At 49.2% G+C, this 19,053-nt stretch carries 17 protein-coding genes; 5 read left to right on the plus strand and 12 right to left on the minus strand.

Annotated features, from left to right (window positions below):
• Nucleotides 1–121 precede the first annotated feature (121 nt).
• Both ADU22_RS03865 and ADU22_RS03870 read left to right on the plus strand, forming a co-directional pair.
• The gene (locus tag ADU22_RS03865; RefSeq protein WP_053360997.1) at nucleotides 122–3,034 is read left to right on the plus strand and encodes a DEAD/DEAH box helicase; all 2,913 of its coding nucleotides are present in this window, start codon (nucleotides 122–124) and stop codon (nucleotides 3,032–3,034) included.
• Nucleotides 3,035–3,315: 281 nt separating this feature from the next.
• A complete protein-coding gene (locus ADU22_RS03870) occupies nucleotides 3,316–4,902 on the plus strand; it encodes an Ig-like domain-containing protein (protein ID WP_053360998.1) in 1,587 nt (528 codons plus the stop codon).
• A gap of 322 nt (nucleotides 4,903–5,224) precedes the next feature.
• Here the strand turns inward: ADU22_RS03870 and ADU22_RS03875 are convergent, their stop codons facing one another.
• Both ADU22_RS03875 and ADU22_RS03880 read right to left on the minus strand, forming a co-directional pair.
• A complete protein-coding gene (locus tag ADU22_RS03875; protein ID WP_053360999.1) occupies nucleotides 5,225–6,106 on the minus strand; it encodes a PhzF family phenazine biosynthesis protein in 882 nt (293 codons plus the stop codon).
• 59 nt (nucleotides 6,107–6,165) lie between these two features.
• A complete protein-coding gene (locus tag ADU22_RS03880) occupies nucleotides 6,166–6,810 on the minus strand; it encodes a hypothetical protein (RefSeq protein ID WP_053361000.1) in 645 nt (214 codons plus the stop codon).
• Between the two features lie 182 nt (nucleotides 6,811–6,992).
• Here ADU22_RS03880 and ADU22_RS03885 point away from each other — a divergent pair, with 182 nt between their 5' ends.
• The gene (locus ADU22_RS03885) at nucleotides 6,993–8,747 is read left to right on the plus strand and encodes an Ig-like domain-containing protein (RefSeq protein WP_053361001.1); all 1,755 of its coding nucleotides are present in this window, start codon (nucleotides 6,993–6,995) and stop codon (nucleotides 8,745–8,747) included.
• Nucleotides 8,748–8,857: 110 nt separating this feature from the next.
• Here ADU22_RS03885 and ADU22_RS24120 read toward each other — a convergent pair whose 3' ends face one another.
• The 5 genes from ADU22_RS24120 to ssb all read right to left on the minus strand — a co-directional run bounded on the left by ADU22_RS24120 (nucleotide 8,858) and on the right by ssb (nucleotide 11,204).
• Nucleotides 8,858–8,944 carry a YjcZ family sporulation protein gene (locus ADU22_RS24120; RefSeq protein ID WP_082252783.1) on the minus strand — a complete coding sequence of 29 codons (87 nt, stop codon included), beginning with the start codon at nucleotides 8,942–8,944 and terminating at the stop codon, nucleotides 8,858–8,860.
• Nucleotides 8,945–9,077: 133 nt separating this feature from the next.
• On the minus strand, nucleotides 9,078–9,794 hold the full coding sequence (locus ADU22_RS03890; RefSeq protein ID WP_231687940.1) for a PAS domain S-box protein: 717 nt from the start codon (nucleotides 9,792–9,794) through the stop codon (nucleotides 9,078–9,080).
• A gap of 159 nt (nucleotides 9,795–9,953) precedes the next feature.
• Complete coding sequence (locus ADU22_RS03895) at nucleotides 9,954–10,502, minus strand: GNAT family N-acetyltransferase (RefSeq protein ID WP_053361003.1); 549 nt, start codon at nucleotides 10,500–10,502, stop codon at nucleotides 9,954–9,956.
• Nucleotides 10,503–10,642: 140 nt separating this feature from the next.
• Nucleotides 10,643–10,846 carry a hypothetical protein gene (locus ADU22_RS03900; RefSeq protein WP_053361004.1) on the minus strand — a complete coding sequence of 68 codons (204 nt, stop codon included), beginning with the start codon at nucleotides 10,844–10,846 and terminating at the stop codon, nucleotides 10,643–10,645.
• On the minus strand, nucleotides 10,827–11,204 hold the full coding sequence (ssb, locus tag ADU22_RS03905; protein ID WP_053361005.1) for a single-stranded DNA-binding protein: 378 nt from the start codon (nucleotides 11,202–11,204) through the stop codon (nucleotides 10,827–10,829). Before ssb ends, ADU22_RS03900 begins: the two co-directional genes overlap by 20 nt.
• A gap of 256 nt (nucleotides 11,205–11,460) precedes the next feature.
• Here ssb and ADU22_RS24895 point away from each other — a divergent pair, with 256 nt between their 5' ends.
• Complete coding sequence (locus ADU22_RS24895) at nucleotides 11,461–11,895, plus strand: YwpF family protein (RefSeq protein WP_053361006.1); 435 nt, start codon at nucleotides 11,461–11,463, stop codon at nucleotides 11,893–11,895.
• 111 nt (nucleotides 11,896–12,006) lie between these two features.
• Here the strand turns inward: ADU22_RS24895 and ADU22_RS03915 are convergent, their stop codons facing one another.
• A complete protein-coding gene (locus ADU22_RS03915) occupies nucleotides 12,007–12,318 on the minus strand; it encodes a hypothetical protein (protein WP_053361007.1) in 312 nt (103 codons plus the stop codon).
• Nucleotides 12,319–12,518: 200 nt separating this feature from the next.
• On the opposite strand from ADU22_RS03915, the gene ADU22_RS03920 reads away from it, so the two are divergent.
• A complete protein-coding gene (locus tag ADU22_RS03920) occupies nucleotides 12,519–14,324 on the plus strand; it encodes an LTA synthase family protein (RefSeq protein ID WP_053361008.1) in 1,806 nt (601 codons plus the stop codon).
• An 82-nt stretch (nucleotides 14,325–14,406) separates the two neighbouring features.
• On the opposite strand, the gene ADU22_RS03925 is transcribed toward ADU22_RS03920, so the two are convergent.
• From ADU22_RS03925 to ADU22_RS03940, 4 genes are read right to left on the minus strand one after another with little or no spacing between them, the layout of a single operon-like run.
• Nucleotides 14,407–14,793 (minus strand): hypothetical protein, encoded by a 387-nt coding sequence (locus tag ADU22_RS03925; RefSeq protein WP_053361009.1) that lies wholly within the window; start codon nucleotides 14,791–14,793, stop codon nucleotides 14,407–14,409.
• 30 nt (nucleotides 14,794–14,823) lie between these two features.
• Nucleotides 14,824–16,200, minus strand: a complete 1,377-nt coding sequence (locus ADU22_RS03930; RefSeq protein ID WP_053361010.1) for a sensor histidine kinase — start codon at nucleotides 16,198–16,200, stop codon at nucleotides 14,824–14,826.
• Nucleotides 16,197–16,868: a response regulator transcription factor gene (locus tag ADU22_RS03935; RefSeq protein ID WP_053361011.1), complete on the minus strand. Its 672-nt coding sequence runs from the start codon at nucleotides 16,866–16,868 to the stop codon at nucleotides 16,197–16,199. The genes ADU22_RS03930 and ADU22_RS03935 overlap by 4 nt, the downstream gene beginning before the upstream one ends.
• Before the next feature lie 46 nt (nucleotides 16,869–16,914).
• Nucleotides 16,915–19,014 (minus strand): MMPL family transporter, encoded by a 2,100-nt coding sequence (locus ADU22_RS03940; protein ID WP_053361012.1) that lies wholly within the window; start codon nucleotides 19,012–19,014, stop codon nucleotides 16,915–16,917.
• Between the last annotated feature and the right edge of the window lie 39 nt (nucleotides 19,015–19,053).

The following is a 19,053-nucleotide window of genomic DNA, read 5'->3' on the forward strand; positions in this document are numbered from 1 at the left end:
CGATGTTGATCACCTTCTCGAAAAACGTGGGCCACGGGAACCCGATTAAAAAAATTACCTATTTTATCATAAAGAAACCCCCGCACGGTGCCTCGCACCTGCGCATGAAAGGAGCGGCGCGATGCTGCGAATGAAACAAATACTGGTTCGAATGAAGCCGCTGGATGATGGCATGTTCTTTTTGCATGCAGAAGACACCTATGAAAATTCGCTGCCGCTCTCAGAGTGGAAGCATCTTCTTTTTAACCGGCATAAAGAAAGCTATTACGGCACGATGCTCGAGACTGGCAAGCGGGACGGCATCGATGGCGTGGTGATTGGCAGCTGGCAGCTTGTGGCGCTGTTTGCGGAGGAAGGGTTCAACCGGATTGTCGATTGGGACTGGGATGAACTCTCGAACCTCTGCCTCTCGTGCGCCCATGCAATTCATGACAGCGTGCTTGCCAAGGACTGGCATCCGGATTTTGCGGCGCTGGCTGGCGGCGGAGATGATGGGCTGGCTGGGACTGGCGAAGAGGCGCTTGCCGGGACCGGGATTGAAGGTTTGGCCGCAGAGAGCGGAGACGCCCCCGCCTTCCGCTGGTCGCTGCCCGAGAACGTCCAGAGCGAGTTTGGACAGAGCTTTTGGGACGAAACCCTCACTCAGGACGGAAAAGCGTACCATGTGAGAACCTTCGTTGCTCAGCTTTTCCACCATGCACTGGAAGCTTATTTCAATGAAAATGAAGGCTTGAAGCACCTGCTTGGCGAAAAGCTGGAGCTGCTGCGCAACAACCAGCTTTCCGGCTCGCAGCTGGCTGCCTATTTTGACGAGACGCGCTGGCTTGAGTGGATCGGAATCAAGGAAAACCCGGCGCCGTTCCGGATTGGGATGCGGCTGGAAGAGCCGCTTGAGGAGGATGGCAGCTGGAACCTCAGCCTGTTTTTGCGCGGAAACAATGGGATGGCGATTGATGCCCGGGACTACGGCTCCTTCCCTGCTGACTGGGACGAATTCTCGGACCGGATTGACGATGAGGAAAGCCGGCTGGCAGGGATTTTCCCGGCGCTGGCGGAGGACGGCCGCCTGAAGACCCACCTCTCTGAAGAAGAGGCATGGCTGTTTTTAACCGAGATGAGCGAAACGCTGATTGCGTTGGGCATTGAGATTCTCCTGCCGTCATGGTGGGAAGCGATCAAGAATGCCAACCTCAAGGTGAAGGCGCGCCTGAAAAGCCAGGGCAGCTACCGCCGCTCGTTTGTCGGCCTGAACGCCCTGCTTGATTATGACTGGCGCTTTTCGATGAACGGCGTGGACCTGACCGAGGATGAGTTCCAGCGTCTGGTGAACGAAAAGCGCCGCCTTGTGTACCTGAAGGGCCGCTGGATCAAACTGGACCACGGCTTCATCCGCCAGATTCAGGATTTGATGAAGAAGGCCGACAAGGAAGGCCTTCACATCCGTGACCTGCTGCAGCAGGAGCTGGCCGAGGAAGGCGAGGAACCGTCGGAAGAACTCCAGGATCCGCGTGCGTTTGCGAAAATCCAGATTGAACTGAACCGCCATTGGAAGCAGATGATGAAGCAGCTGTCGGAAACGAAGGAGATTCCCGACTCCCCTGTGCCTGCCGGTTTGAACGGCGAGCTGCGTCCGTACCAGAAGCTTGGCATGAACTGGCTGCTGTTTTTACGGAAATACGGCTTTGGCGCGGTGCTTGCCGATGATATGGGGCTTGGAAAGACGATTCAGCTGATTTCCTACCTGCTTTCGGTAAAAGAACAGGAACCCGATGCCGGGCCGGCACTGATCATCTGCCCGACGTCGGTGCTCGGCAACTGGCAGAAGGAAATCGAGCGCTTTGCGCCGGGCACGGAGGTGCTGCTGCATTACGGGCCGCACCGCCTGAAGGGCGAGGCGCTCGCGGAGGAAGTTCAGGAAGCTGACATTGTGCTCACTTCCTACGGGCTGACGCATCTTGATTTTGAAGAGCTGGAAGCAATCGAGTGGAGCGCTGTGGCGATCGATGAAGCGCAGAACATCAAGAATGCCGACACGAAGCAGTCTCGTGCAGTGCGGAAGCTGAAGGGCGGCCATCATATCGCCCTCACCGGGACGCCGATGGAAAACCGCCTGTCCGAGCTGTGGTCGATTTTTGATTTTACCAACCGCGGCTATCTCGGCACTGCCGGCAGCTTCCAGAAGCAGTTCATCCTGCCGATCGAAAAAGATGGAGATAAACACAAGATTGCCCAGTTGCAGGCGCTGATCAAGCCGTTCCTGCTGCGGCGCACGAAGAAGGACGAAGACGTGGCGCTGAACCTGCCGGACAAGGTCGAGCAGAAGGAATACTGCCCGCTGACCGCCGAGCAGGCCTCGCTTTACGAGCAGCTTGTCAAGGATACGTTTGGCGAGATCGAAAAGCTGTCCGGCTTTGAGCGCAAGGGGCTGATCCTGCAGATGCTTGGCCGTCTAAAGCAGCTGTGCAACCACCCTGCACTGTATTTAAAAGAAGAGCAGCCGGAGCGGCTCGTTGACCGCTCAGCGAAGATGGAGAAGCTGCTTTCGCTTGTCGAGGCGGTGCGCGACCAGGACGAAAGCTGCCTGATTTTCACGCAGTACATCGGCATGGGCGAAATGATCCGCTCTGTGCTGAAGAAGGAATTTGGCGTCGAGGTTCCGTTCCTGCACGGCGGCCTGCCGAAGGCGAAGCGCGACCAGCTGATCGAGCAGTTTCAGAACCGCGAGTTTCCGTTCTTTTTGCTGTCGCTGAAAGCCGGCGGCACCGGGCTGAACCTGACCGCGGCCAACCATGTCATCCATTATGACCGCTGGTGGAATCCGGCCGTCGAAAACCAGGCGACCGACCGCGCGTACAGGATTGGCCAGAGCCGCTTCGTGCACGTGCACAAGCTCATCACGACCGGCACGCTCGAAGAGAAAATCGACGCCATGCTCGAGAAAAAGCAAACCCTGAACGACCAAATCATCCAAAGCGACAACTGGATCACCGAACTCACCACCGACGAACTGGAGAATTTGGTAAGACTAGCGTAAAGGGGGTCAGGCACCCTGCAACGCTTTAAAGCACAGCGGGTCAGGCACCCTTTAGTGCATTAACGCAGCGGGGGTCAGGCACGCTTTAGTGGGTTAAACCGGCATCTTTTATGGGGTGCCGGTTTTTGGTGGGTTTTCGTGACGCTTTTATTGGATTGAAATATGTAAATATTACTTGTCAAAAATATTTCTTAAATTTTAATAAAAAGGAGCAGGATTCCATATAAAGAACGTACAATTCTTTATGGTGATATTATTAAAATTTGAGAGGGCGTATTAAAATGAGAAAAAAGATTGCAAGTGTCGCAGCAGCAATTGTATTATCTGTCTCATGTCTTGCGGGTCAAGTGTTTGCAGAAAGCAACCAGGCCGACTTGCGCAGCCAAATCGAGTCCAACAGATCGAATGATTCAGTTAAAGAGTCTGGGAGAAAACTGAATCTTGATGAACTTCAGCTCCCGGGGAAATTTGAACGGGACAGCAGCACGCGCTCTTCCTTAAGCCAGTCCGAGATGGATTTTTTAGTTGAAGTAGAGCCAAACGACTATCCTGAATTAGCGGATAACTTCCAATTGGGCGTTGGAATGGTTGGGGACTTTGATTATTATGACGTTGATATTTTCAAAGTGAAAATCAGTTCAGCTGGTCATTTGTTGCTGCTCGGTATGCCTCTCTATGAAGATTCATGGATGGACCTTGGTTTTGGTTTGTTTGATAAAAATATGGATATGATCGTTCCTGATGAAATGGATTATGATGGAGATATCTTGTACCAAGTCATTCCTGTGCAGCCAGGAGAATACTATATCGTAGCCTTGGATTTGGACAATTGGGGTATAAATGAGCCTTACCTTCTTTACGGAGAAATGCTGGATATCACTCCACCGAATGCTCCGACGGTCAATCCAATTGACGACAACGACACATTGATTACTGGAAAAGCGGAAAAGGGCTCCACAGTAACTGTCAAGAATGGCAGCACGCTCCTTGGAGAGCCAAAAGCCGATAGCACAGGCAACTTTAAGCTGACAATTAAACCTATAAAGGCTGGTTCAAAATTAACTTTCACTGCTAGAGATGCAGCGGGAAATGTCAGCAAAGCGACCACAGTCACCGTTGCAGATAAAACAGCACCATCAGCTCCAAAAGTGAACCCGGTAGATGACAATGATAAGAGTGTCTCCGGAAAGACAGAAGCTGGAGCCTCTGTCACCATTAAAAGAGGCACTACCCTGCTCGGGACCGTAAAGGCTGACAGTACGGGCTATTATAAGCTGACAGTCACACCAATTAAAGCTGGTTCCAAGTTGACCGTCACAGCTAAGGATGCCGCAGGAAATGTCAGCAAGGACACTACCGTTACAGTTGCGGATAAAACTCCGCCGGCGGCCCCTAAGATTAACACATTGGACGATAATGACAAGAGTATCTCCGGAAAGACAGAGGCTGGAGCCTCAGTCACCATTAAAAGAGGCACTACGCTGCTCGGGACCGTAAAGGCCGACAGCACCGGCTATTATAAGCTGACGGTCACACCAATTAAGGCAGGTACCGTTGTGACTGTTACTGCCAAGGATGCAGCTGGAAATGTCAGCAAGGCATCTACATTTACTGTTATTGATAAGACTCCGCCGGCAACACTGACGGCCAAAGAAATCTATTCGACAAGCAAATCAGTCTCCGGAAAAACCGAAGCCGGAGCGCTGGTTACCATTAAGGTTGGCAAAACCACGCTTGGAACAGGTACAGCCAATAGCAAAGGTGAATATAAAATCACCATCAAACCTCAAAAGAAAAAGACGACTATTACCATTTCTGCTGCTGATAAATATAAAAACACCAGGACTATTACCAAGATAGTAAAATGATGAACTTGTTCTGCTCTAGCCAAAACTTTAAGGCTGCTGAATCTCTTTTCAGCAGCCTTTTCCACTAGCAAAAAGAAGTGTACTGGCTCTCTTTTGCTAATAAAGAAATTTACGCATAGGGTCAGGCACCCTTTAACGCTTTAAAGCACAGCGGGTCAGGCACCCTTTAGTGCATTAACGCAGCGGGGGTCAGGCACCCTTTAGTGTATTAGCGAGCAAAAATGGTTGGAGCAATTAGATTGCCCAACCATTTTTTTGTACATTTTTTCTTTAACACTTTCACAAAACCCGTTAGCAGAAAAAAGGCCGGAAAGATTATTTATTAAAGGAACCATTCACCCTGGGCAATTTTTTCTACCTGTCCTCCTACATATACTGTGATTTTCCGCTTTTCATCTCTTGCCTTTAAAAACAATAAAGATGGCCGTTTTATTTCATATCCTTGTTCTACACGAATATCGATTTCACTTTTACCAAAATACCGATATTTAACTAAGTAAGAAGCTAAACATCCATTAGAGCTTCCAGTTGCTGCATCTTCTGGAATACCAAAATAATCCGCAAAGTCCCGAACGTTTAGATTATTATCGGCACTATAGGTTTCAGGAGAGAAGACCATAATTGCTTTGGCATCTGTATGCTCTATTAATTCATAGTATTTCTCTTTATTTATTCTAACTTTTTTAATTGCTTGTAAAGATTTTAATGGGACAATAATGACGGGAAGTCCTGTTGAAACCTCCTGAATTGGAAATCTGCCATCTATGTACTCTGTATTTAAATTTAAAACATCAGAAACCTCATTTATATCTAAAATACGACCAAATGTGGGGTTATTTTGTTTCATCCAAAGTATTTGTTGCTCATTATCGAACGAAACGGGTATCTGTCCAGCCTTAAAATTTAAAGTGAGTTTTTCTATTGGTTCCCCTATTATTTCATTTTGAATGATATAGGCAGTACCTAAAGTAGGGTGTCCAGCAAAAGGGACCTCTTCATTAGGTGTAAAAATGCGAACATCATAGCCATCATTTTTCTTCGAATCCGATAAAATAAAAGTTGTCTCTGAATAATTAACCTCCTTGGCTATTTGCTGCATTTTATGTTCCGAAAGTTGTTCTGCATTCTTAAAAACAGCAAGTTGATTTCCTGTATATTTGCCTTGTGAAAAAACATCCACAATTGAATAGCTGATTTTCCCCATTATTCAATCCCCACCTGTGACGGTAATTTTTTACAAAAATACAACATACTACTTACTTGTTAGTCTTTTAAAAATTCACCTAAACTTTTCATAACCTCTTCCAAGGCTGAGATGGACAATAAGGTATCAAAAGGGTCCAAATCTAAAGAATGATTAGCGTTAGACACTGTTTGGATTTTTATGTTTGTTTTATTTTCAAATGCTTGAACCTTATCAGGGCTGTAGTGAGGGTCTTTTTCTCCGATAGTAATAAATGCTGAGTGATTACTGTTTAATAACGTTTCAAATATTGAGTCAAATTTTAATAAAGGAGTAAGCAAAACCATTTTTGAATTCATATACCGATGATTTCTCATAAATCCATTGATTATTGGGATTGTACCAAGTGACTTCCCTAAAAAAACCTTTTCCTCATATTGCTTATTTGCCAGTATCCCGGAAACAATGGGGTTTACCTCATTAGATATGATCGTAGTTATTTCTTCCAGGGGCAACTTCAATATATTTTCCCCATAAGAGTAATGAAAGTGAACAACATCATAGTTATTCTGGAGCATTGTCATTGTTGAATAATAAAGGATAGGTTTGTCATATGTGTAACCTATTCCAGAGAACATAAAGCAAACCCTTTGGCTTCCATTTTCGATATAGGTGTACGGAACTTCCTTTGATTTAATGACGGCTGTTCTTTGATTTATCTTCATACTGACCCTCCCCAAGCATCTACCTTTATTTTAATATTAAGTTGCTGCATACGAGAAATCAAAATGAAGGTCATGATACACCGGACTATTCGAACTATTAAATTATCTCTACTATATTCCCAAATACCTGGAAATCTATTAAAATTTATCTGTTAATATATTTTTCAGAAAAGGGGATTAATTTGAAGAACACAATTAAGTTGGCCGCTGTTTTGTTGCTGTTGCTGTCGGTGGTTTTGTCTGCGGGAATCGTTGCTTCTGCGGAGGATAACGAACCTTCGTTTGAGAGTCTTGCCATTACACCAGCAAACATCGCGCTGGGCGGGACTGTCCATTTCTTTTTGACTCAATCACCCAGTGCCTATTATCTGGAAGTTGCAAACCTTGAATTTTATAAGCCGGATGGCAGCCGGGAGACAATCGGGCTGCACCAGAATGGCGACAGGTGGGAAGGCTACTATACTCCAATGAATGCTGAAGAAGTGGGAACCTGGGATCTGGTTTCGGTCCATCTACAGGATGATGGAGGTTATGTAAACGATATCMCCCCCGCCCCGGGTGACTATTCTTTCACCGTTCAAGCGGGATCTGGTGAGGACTCACTGCCGCCTACCATTTCATCGGTTGAATTTGGCAGCGCTACTGTAAATGCTGGGGAGCAAAACAAGATGAAGGTTTTTGCGGAAGATGATGCGACTGGTGTGCGGTCTGTCTATGCAACCTTGGCTAGCCCTTCCGGAAAGTACATGGATGTCTACGGTTTTCAGCTGGCACCCGAAGGTTACTGGGAAGCTGACTTCACAATCCCGGCTTTTGCCGAGGGCGGTACTTGGAAGGTCCAAAACATTTATATTGAGGACCATGCCGGCAATTCACAATCCTATTCTTACGATGAAAGTTATCCTGAACACTTCTCCACTTTTGAAGTAATTTCAGGGCAGCAGGATATCAACGCTCCAGTGGTGGAAAGCATCTCGTTTGAAAAAGAAGCCATCACAGCGGACGAAAGCAATGCCGCCTACATCAAGGTATCAGATGATGTTTCCGGAACAGCTTACGTAGAAGCGGTTATTGGCTATGATTATGACAAGCCTGCCCTGTTCAGCCCTTGTGAGGAGACAGACGAGCAAGGCGTTTTCAAATGTGAATTTACCACATCTCCATATGCCAAGTCAGGTGAATGGAAGGTGTTGGGTGTTCATACCGAAGACTACGCTGACAATATGGGTGTCTATGAGTATAACAACATTCCAGCTCCGGAGGTGTATGGAACCTTCATACTCGAAAATGACAATGAGGACTTAACGCCCCCTGTTTTCGAATCCCTGACATTCTCCAAATCAGTCTATCAGCCTGGGGAAGAGATTCAGGTTACCATTAACGGGAAGGATGACAACTCGGGAGTCAGCTATGCCGGAGTCTATTTGCTGAATGAAACCGAGGGTTATATGCTGTTTGGTGACGACTTGTACCAGCAGGAAGATGGTTCGTGGACGGGAAATATCTATGTACCTGATGAGGCTCCTCATGGCACCTACAAGATCGGGTACATCGCACTGAACGATGCTGCTGGCAACTATTGGGTGCGTCACTATCAGCCTGACGGAATTTACGAAGAAACAGAGGAAGGTAGCATTAAAGTCGATGCAGAACGGTATTCCATCACCATCGGCGACGCCGTCCCTTCACCTGAACCAGCAGCGACTTCCATCACGAATATCAACAAGAAAAAAATTGCCGGCATAGCCGCTCCATTCGCAAAGGTTGAAATCTATGCCAACGGGGAATTGCTGGCTTCCGGCACAGCCAACGAGCAAGGCCAGTTTGAATTGAAGTTTGAAAAGCAGGAGAAGCAGGCTGTCCTAACGGTCATCGCCACCAATCCTGAAGACGGCAGCACGCAAATAACCGAAATTCCCATTAAAATAAAGAAATAAACTTTAAGGCTGCTGAATCTCTTTTCAGCAGCCTTTTCCACTGGCAAAAAGACCGGACTGGTTCTTTTTTGCTAGTGCAGAATGGAGAAGCGCCTAACTGGCGCTCCCGATTAGTAGCCCATATAGGACGCTCCGATGATGATCAGGAGAATAAACAGAACAACGATCAGAGCAAAGCTGTTGTTAAATTTCGACATAAACTCACCCCCATTTTCTCTTCTGTGTTAGTTTATGCAGGGGCATTTCCCACTGTTTGGACGAACACCCCTATCACGGCAAAAACCCGCCGAATAGGCGGGTTTGCACTTGTTATCCATTTGCTGCTGCAGCCTAGTTGAACTCCATGGCACTTTTTAGAGTGGGATAAATCCGCAGTCCCTGCAAGGCAAATCCCCTATCCGTCATTTGGCGGACAACTGCCGGGCGAAACCCGGTAAGGATCATTTCCTTTCCGATCAGCTGCATTCCATAAGCTAATTTCGTGACCGACTCATAGAAAATATCATTCACTTCATAAATAGCGTTAACATCCAGAATGATTTTGCGTACATCAAGTGAATGGGCGGCAAGCAGCGTTTTCTCAATAAACAACCCTGGCGTCAGCTCTGTTACTACAGGCTGGGTCAACGAGAGGATGGCTGTAGTACAGGATATAGGCACCAAATTCGTTGCCATCGCTTCTACACTTTTTTTGAGGTCCTCTTCACGGTTAATATACTGCGTTATATCCGAGAATTCCGCCATTGCCCCTGCCACCATGCCATCCTCGTAAATAAGCTTAGTATGAATGGTGAAATAAGCGTTATAGGGCCCCCATTGGAAAGGCATGACGTCTATAGCATATTCCTGTTTGTATTTTATTGTGTGCTCAATATGTCTTACTTCATCAGGCGCATCAGGAAAGGCTTGAAAGATATTCTTGTTTAAAATATCTTCCCTCTTTACTCTCAGAAGTTTTTCGCACTGTTTATTCACAGAAACAATTGTATACTGGTGATCGATCACCATGACTGCACTTCTGATGTTTTCGAGTATGGAAGAATACATATTGATCAATAAAATCGTCCCTTCCTGTAAAGAGCGGAATTTCCATGATATGAATAGTGGCAATAGACATAATCACAAGGGTATTACGCTCTATTATACAGGAATTGTAAAATTTTAATATTCTGAATATGTTACAAATTTGTGTATCCTTGAAATTTATTAAATGACATGCCATCTTCCCATCACGACGGTATTGTAATACCGGCCGTCAGAAAGGAGTTTATCCTTCCTTAAAACGCCTTCGGTTTCAAACCTATGCTTCTGATACAGCTTGATCGCCTTTTCGTTGCTTTCGAGTACACTCAGGCTGATTTTCTTGATGCCGCTTCCGTCTGCCCAGAGGATGGCTTCCTTCAGCAGGTTCTGGCCGATTCCATATCCCCAGAACTCTTTTAGCACACAAATGCCAAATTCCACTTTATGCGCCAGCCGCTTCAGGCTGCTTCCCTCGCATCTCGCAAACCCGGCAATCCTTCCATCCACTTGTGCTACTAAAAACAGGTTGCGTGGGCTCCCGGTGTCTTCGGCAATCAGCTGCTTGAAGCCTGCTTCATCGATGTAGGCCTCCCCTTTTTCGCGGTCCATGTTTTCAGTCTCGCCATCAATCTGCAGCCGGACTTCGGACAAGTTTTGCGCATCTTCCTCGACAGCGGACCTCACCATATAGCGTAGACCCCTTACTTGAAACTCTTTCGGATTCACTACCATGAACATCCCTCCCTATTTTTTACTATCCGGCTTTTCCCGGATGAAATCAATATGAAAAATGCCGGCCAAAAGCTGGCCGGCTAAAATGGGGGAATATGTGGCAGTGATTGATTTTTTCTGAGGGAGACGATTTGGAGAAATTACATGCTTTTCAGTTCTTCCGGCTGTGCCTGGCCAGCCAGAAAGCTGAACTGGCGCTGTTCCTGCTGTTCGATGGCCGCCATTTCAAGCTGGTGGATGCGCCGCGTTAGGCTGTCGACCTTTTCATTGGTCTTCCCGACCATCTTGATCAGGCTGACCAGCAGTTTTTCCAGTCCTTCGTTTTCATTGGGGCACCGGCTCAAACGGCATGACCTCCACTTCCTGCGAACCTTGGGCCGCAGGCTTTTTGCTGAGGAATTGCACATGCTCGGCGACGACCTCTGTCACGTACACCCGCTTCTTTTCCTGATTTTCATAATGGCGGGTCTGGATCCGGCCGGTCACGCCGATGACGGAGCCTTTTCGGCAGTAGTTTGCGGTGTTTTCAGCGGTTTTCCTCCAGAGGATGCATGGGACAAAATCGGCTTCCTGCTCGCCGTTCGCATTGCGGTATTGCCGGGTGACTGCAAGGGTGACAGTGGTAACGGCCTTTCCATCAGGCGTGTACTTCAGTTCAGGATCGCGGGTCAGCCGCCCTACAAGAACGATCTGATTGATCATGGAGTTCTCCTTTCGCTTTGATGTCTTCATCATACAAGCTGCCAGTTTTCCCGTAAAATCGCCAAAGGCATCGATTGGATGGCAGGTTTTTTGTCGATTTGCGCAGGTTGTGGGACGATTATTTGTTTTTAGTAGGGATGCTGATGCTGATAATGCCATTTTCAGCAATCCTTCAAAGATTTTTCGACAACGAATGAATTCGCTTTCTTTTTTATGCCTGTGTTATACTTTTCGTAAAAGGGATAAGGAGGGCGCCATGAAGTCATTTAGATTGATCTCTTTGCAAATTGTCGATGAGGAAAATGTCACGGATATCGAAATTAAGGAAGGCCTGATCATCAACAAGGAAGATGCCAGCGGGAACTGGCTGATCGAAGTCTTTGTTGATGAAAAATTCATTCCGTATTTTAAGGAAGCGTGCGAGGAGCAGTTGGACATCGTTGTCCAGGTGGTCATTACCAAGAAGGAAAACGACCCCGCCGCTTTCAAGTCGAAGGTTTGCACCATCAAGAGAATCAACGGAAATGCAAGCATCCTGCTAAGAGGCAGCCTGACCAAGATCAAAAACGATTMCCCCGCCATGCTGCTGGAGTACCTGCTCGAGCAGGGTTTCACCGGCGATGACCTGCTGCGTGAATTCCGCGAAAAAATCGTCTCCCGTCCCAAAATCGTCCTGCCAAAGAAAGTATAGACAGCCTCAGCCTTTTGCGCTGGGGTTGTTTTTTATGTGAGGGGGAAATTGCGGCCCCACCCACAAAAAACAAGGCAGGTTTCCCCTGCCTTGTTCAGTCATCACTTCCTATTAACGATCACGGTCGTTGCGGTCGTTTCTGTCCAGGCCGTCTTCCATTAGATCTTCGCCAGGAGTGTTGTTGTCCCTCATCATGTCGCCATCGTTTCGGGTATTCATGTCGTACCTGTCGTCGCGGTTGTCAAAGATGCCGCGGTCATTGTTGTTGTTGAAAATACGGTTGTCACGGTCATAACGGTTGATCTCTGCACCGTCGTTATCATTTGGAGGCGCCGGATTGTTGTCATTGTTTACGCCGCAGCCTGTCACAAGGGAAGCAGAAAGGATCGTACCGCCGATTACTGCTAAAAGTTTCTTGTTCAAACGAAAAAACCCCTTTCCTAGATAGTTTGTTCTAAAGGTGACCAGCATGGGTCTGCAGTTATGTTGCCCGGTAATGAGGGAGAACTTGCATATGATTTTCAGGGGGATTTTGGCATGTGAATTTCCGGTATTCATGATGGAAATAGTGCCATTTTGAGAACACTAACCAATAATAGGAGCGTTAGACTGGGAGAGATTTTATGGAAGGAAAGTGGAATATATTTACGGCGGCCACTTTTTTCACGCTAGTGTTAAAAGTGCTGTTCGTGCGGCAGCAAATTATTGGGGAAATCCACGTGCCAGGCGTGCTGGCCGAAATTTCGCTGCTGTTTTTGCTGATCGTGCTGATAGCCGCCGCGGCCGGCAAGTGGGCGAACTTCCTTCTTTTTGCCGTGAACTTGCTGATATCTGTCGTTTCCCTGACGGCCATCATTTATTTTGACTACTACAACAGCATTATCACATACAAAGCGCTGGGTCAGGCCGATCAGCTGGGCGACGTCGGCGACAGCATTGCCGCGCTTTTTACATACAGATACCTTCTGCTGTTTGCCGATGTCCTCGTTCTCCCCTTTTTAATGAAGCGAAGGGCTTCCTTTAGGCTGAAACGGTGGGTGCTGGCGGGTGTTCTTGTTTTGGCGGGCGTGTTTGTGGCCAATGGGGTGCGGAATGCGCGGGGTACGCTGAGTGAAATCAGCCAGTTCAATCAGCTGGGCCTGGTCGGCTTTCAGCTGATGGAGGGCCTGTCCGGGATGAGAGCGGCGTTCAGGGGCGATGTGGAAGTGACCCCCGAGATGGTCGCTGAACAGCAGCGGGACCGGGTGCGCGGGGGCGCTGCTTTTGCAGGTGTCGCCAAGGGGAAGAATGTGATTGTTGTGCAGCTTGAGTCTGTTCAGGATTTTCTGGTAAATAAAAGTGTGGCCGGCAAGGAGATTACTCCTAACCTGAACAGGCTCGCTTCCGATGGCGTGTACTTTCCGAATTTCTATACCCAGGTGGGCAAGGGAAATACCTCGGACGCCGAGTTCATCGCGAATACGTCGGTCTATGCGCTGGGTGACACGCCGATGTCGGCTGCGGTCGCGGGCAAGGAAGTGCGCGGCCTGCCTATGGTGCTGAGTGAGGCCGGCTACCATACGGCCACTTTCCACGCGAATGATGTTTCCTTCTGGAACCGGGAGGAGATGTATGAGTCTCTGGATTTCAAGGAATTTTACGATAAAAGCTACTTTGGCAGTGAGGATTTCATTGCATACGGGACTTCTGATGAAATTTTTTATGAAAAGTCGATGGTGAAGCTGCGGGAATTCCGGGATCAGGGCCGACCTTTTTATGTGAATCTCATCGCGCTTTCCAGCCATTTTCCCTATGAGCTGCCGGAGGAGAAAAAGCAGCTGGTGGTAGGGTTGCCGGAGGAGTTTGATGGCAGCATCGTCGGCAAGTATATCCAGAGCGTCAATTATGCGGACTATGCCTTGGGGAAATTGGTGGAGCAGTTGAAGGCGGACGGGCTTTATGAGGAAAGCGTGATGGTGGTTTACGGGGATCACCAGGGGCTGCAGACGCAGAATGACCATGACAAAGAGCTGGTGAGAAAGCTGCTGGGGCGCGAATATCACGGGCTGCTCGACCATTTGAATGTGCCGCTCGTACTGCGGGTGCCGGGCGTGGCGGGCGGAAAGGTTGTCGAGATGACCGGGGGGCTGGTGGACATCTACCCTACCCTGGCGAATCTGCTTGATTTGGATTTGGGACGGGAGGTCGTGTTTGGCACCGACCTGATGAATGCAAAGGAAAACCTGATTGGTGTGCGCTTTTACGCGCCGACCGGAACGTACCTCGACAGCAAGTACGGCTTTTCCCCAGGCGAAACCCGGGACAGCGGCGAGCTCACCGCCATTGTCGACCGCACCACCAAACCCGCCAACCAGGCCGCCCTCAAGCAGCTCGACTGGATCCTGCAATATCTGTCATTGTCGGATGAATATGTGAACGGACTGGAATAAGGGTCAGGCACCCTGCAGCGCTCTAAAGCGCCGCAGGGTGCCTGACCCCCGTTGCGGTGATGCGATAAAGGGTGCCTGACCCCTATTTCTCTGTTAGGAACGTGATGATAGCGAATAGGGCGAAGGCGAGCAGGAGGAGTGATCCGCCTACAATGAAAAAGATCATGACGAAGGTTTCGTTCAGGCTGAATGGGTTGAGATTGTACATCCACATCCCGAGTGTCAGCCCCAGTGCCCCTGCCATCGCCAGTATGCTATGAATCGAAACGAGCTTCTTGTATTTCACTTTGAACACCTGATAGAAAATTCCCCAGGCAAATACGGACAGCCAGCCCACCAAAAGAATATGCGCATGAATGGGCCTTAAAGAATAATCCATGCTCCCGGACATCTGCGAACCGATGAATGTCCCGATGATCCCAAAGATGGCGGCAAACCGAATAAGCCTGATACTCCAACGTTTCTCCACTTAAATTCCCCCACTATTCTTCCCTGTCTCTTATCCAGGAAGTTTTATTGTAAAAGTTGTTCCTTCTCCCACTTTGCTTTCAACGGCAATTTCCCCGCCGTGCAAATCGATGACCTGCTTCACGATCGCCAGGCCGAGGCCAGTGCCGCCCTTCTTCCTTGCTGCATCAACCCGGTAAAACCGGTCGAAAATCTTCGAAACACCTTCTTCATTCATGCCGATTCCTGTGTCCCTAAAAACGAGCTCCACAGCATCATCCTGCCTCGACAGCCCAATCCAGATGCTGCCGCCGACGGTGTTGTACTTTATTGCATTGGTCAGCAGATTGTCCCAGACATTCACCATCAGCTCGGCATCACCCTTCAACGAAACGGGCTGCAGCTTATACGACACCTCGATTTCCTTTTCCTCGAGCCGCCACTGGTATTTGCGGATCATGGCCTTGATCTGCTCATCAATCTGGACATCCGAAAGCTTCATCGGATAAGCCGCCTGATCCAGGGAGGTGAGCAGCAAGAGCTGCTTCGTCAGGCTGGAAAGCCGTTTCGACTCCTCGCCGATAATCTCCACATACTGCTGGCGCTCTCCTTCACTTGTTTCCGGCGCGCTCAACAGGTCGGCATATCCCTGGATGTTCATCAGCGGCGACTGGAAATCATGCGAAACATTCGAAATAAACGACTTGCGCGCTTCGTCATTGTGCTGCAGCTGCCTTTGCATCATCTTAAAGCTTTCGGCAAGCTGCCCGATCTCATCATTGCGCTGGATATCGAGCGCATAATTAAAATTCTCCCTCGAGATCTCATGGGTTGCCTCTGTCAGGCTCGTGATCGGCCTGATCAGCTGCTTGGCAAACCAGAGGACGCCAATGATGGAGACAGCTGCAATCGCCATGATGAAAATAACCAGCGTCATATGGATATCCGAAAACAGCAGCCTGTTGTTCGGGCGCATAAACAGGCCGTATTGCTCACCGTCAAGAGTGAATGGAATCCCGACCGTATTCCTGAGATCATTGGCGAAATGCCCCATCATCCAAAATTGATTTTTGAATGTGTTCATTCCGTGGTAAATGTCCCCGTCCTCTATCACCTTCATTGCCTCGTCCGGCAGCTCCCCCCTGGCGAAAGGCTGTCCAAAATACGCTTCCTCGCCATATTCGCTTAGCACATAAATCTGGTATCCGAGCTTGCCGACCGATTCCAGGTAAGGCGGATAGGCTGTGCCGGAGCCATGCACTTGCTCCAGGACATCGACAATTTCCTGGGCAATTTCGACATTTTGCTGGTCAATTTTCTCCTTTGTCGAAGTGAGGTAGACGAAGTTGGCGACCGCAAAGCCAATGGCGATAGAGATGACCAGGATTACAACGGTTGCGGCGGTGAATTTCCGATACAGCGTGCTCATTGAATCTCCTCAAGCTTATAGCCGATGCCGCGGATTGTCTGGATTTCGACGCTTGCGCCATGCTTTTTCAGACGGTCCCGGATCCGGTTGATATGGGTGTTCAGCGTCTGCTCGCTGCCTTCATAATCCTCGCCCCATGCCTGCTGGATCAGCGTAGCGCGGGTGGTGACTTTATTTTCACGGGAAGCAAGCAGGCTGAGCAGCTCGAATTCCTTCAAAGGCAGCACAATCGTTTCCTGATTGATTTCGACCTCGAAGCTTTTGCGGTCCAGCCTGATATTGCCTGCCTTAATAATGGTTTCCATGGCGCGCTGGTTTCGCCTCAGGACCACGGCGACGCGGAACAGCAGTTCTTTTACCTCGAACGGCTTGACGATATAATCCTCGCTTCCGGATAAAAAGCCGCGCTCCTTGTCCTCCAGCTGGCCCTTCGCCGTGAGCAGGATGACCGGAATCTGCAAATCCTCTGATAGCAGCTTCGTCAATTGGAAGCCGTTCATGCCTGGCATCATCACATCCACAATCGCGAGATCCGTGCTGTGCTCCTCCAGGTAGGACAGCGCCTCCTCCGCCGAGCCGCAGCGCTGGACCTGGTAGCCTTCGCGGCTCAGGTGGATGGAAACGAGCTGCTGGATATAGAGATCGTCATCGACAACAAGGATTTTCATACAACCTGCCTCCCGCTATTTTCCTTTTAAAACCATTATGATTGTTTTAGGCGTCTTTTTCAAAAAACAGAATCAAAGCCGGCATCAGCATGCCGCGGACCAGGAAGGTATCGAGCAGAATTCCGACGGCGACGATAAATCCGAACACAAACAGGTCGGCGATCGGCATCGTCATCAACGCCGCGAATGTAGCCGCGAGGATGATTCCTGCCGACGAAATGACGCCCCCGGTATTGGCAATCGCCGTTTCCAGTGCCGGTTTGATTTTTTGCGCTTTCCGCTCCTCGATAAAACGCGACACGAGAATGATGTTGTAGTCGATTCCCAGCGCCACGAGGAAGATGAAGGCATAAACCGGCACCCTGGTGGAAATCGCCTCAAAGCCGAACAGCACGTCGACAAGGAAGAGGCCAAGGCCAAGAGCCGAAACATAGGACAGCAGGATGGTCGCCATCATGTAGATTGGCATTTTAAACGAGCGGGTCAGTGCCACGAGCAGCACAAGAATCAGCAGCGTCTCCATGATGACAATTTTCACGATATCACCGTCGTTGACATCACGCTCATCCACCAGCTTGGGAGTCACGCCGCTGTAGTAAGCCTCGGCATCCACGCCTGCTTCTTCCAGCAGCTGTGGGGTTTCTTCCCGGAGTTCCTTGATAAAATCAACAGCTTCCGGCGAATAAGGGCTGGTATTCAGGGCCACTGTCAATTTCGCCGCCTTTGCGTTTTCCGTCTGTCCGCTCAGCCTGGCAGAGGCAATGGCGCTGGTGCTCTCGAGTTCCTCAATCACAGCATTTATGCTTTCCTGCGTCAGCTCACTGCTGCTTTCGAGCGTCAGGGTCGTCGGCGCCAGTTCTCCTTTATCATATCTTTCCTCGACGATTTCATAGCCTACCCTTGAAGGAAGGTCTTCCGGGAAGCTTTTGACCATATCGAATTCATACTCTAGGTTAAAAATGTTTAGCGCGGTGACAACCATAAAAATGGCGACCGCTCCGCCGGCGATGAGCGGCTTATTGACGACGAACTTGGCAATCGGGCCCCAGATTCCGTGCTTGACCTTTGTTTCCTGGCCGTATTTCGGAACCTTTGGCCAGAACGCTTTGCGGCCGAACAGCGTGAACAGCGCCGGCACAAGGGTAACCGAAGCCAGCATGATGATGAACATCGCCGTACCGAATATAGGCGCAAAGTTCTGGTAGTCGCGGAAATCGGCAAAGAACAGGACAAGCATCGCTGCCAGCACCGTTCCGCCGGCAAAAAAGACCGGTTCTCCGGTTGCGCGCATCGCCTGCTTCATGGCCTCATGCTTGCTTTCATAGGTGTTCAGTTCCTCGCGGTAGCGTGAGAACACAAACAGCGAGTAGTCGATGACAGCCGCGAACAGGAGGATGCTCATGATCGAAGTGGTCTGGTTGTTGATCTCCAATCCGGCGGCTCCTATCAAGGCGACGCTCTGGTTGACCACCTGGTAGACAATCACCGTGGCTAGCAGCGGAATGATGGCCAGCAGCGGCGAACGGTAAATCAGGATTAAAAGTACTAAGATAATGCCAACGGTCGCCAGCAGCAGGACAAAGTCCGCCTCTTCAAACAGCTTGACCGTGTCYCCCGCGATTCCCGCCGGTCCTGTTATATAAAAGTTGGTGCTCTCAAGCCCGCCGGCGATCTCATTCCCTATCTCGGAGGCATGGTCATTGATTTCGGAATACTGGCTGTTTCCGAGCCCAGGTTCCAGCTCCATCGGCACGATGATCGTGCTGCTGTCTTCGGAGATGAAGCCCTGGATGGCAGGCGCCGGCAGGGCGGAAAGATCAATGACCGTCTTGATTCCCTCGATGTCTTCGGCGATGATGCCGTCGAGAATCTGCTGCACTTCCTCCAGGTTGATGTCTCCATTTTCATTATGGAAAACAAGGATTCCTGGCGTTCCCTGCGCATTCGGGAACAGCTCCTCATTTTTCTTTTCGGCAATGATGGACTGAGCCTCGTCCGGGAGCGACTGGAAGTTGGACACCCGGTAATCATTCAGCCTCGGACCCGCACTCAGGCCGACCATCAGCACAACCCAGGCAATGATCGTAATCCACATCCCCCGCTTCGTCGTCACCCAGTCAGTAATCGGATATAATAGTTTTTTCACCTCATAAACCTCCATATCTTTTTTCTACGAGGCCCATTC

It is taken from the genome of Bacillus sp. FJAT-27251 (assembly GCF_001273925.1).
Classification (GTDB): Bacteria; Bacillota; Bacilli; order Bacillales; family Cytobacillaceae; genus Mesobacillus_B.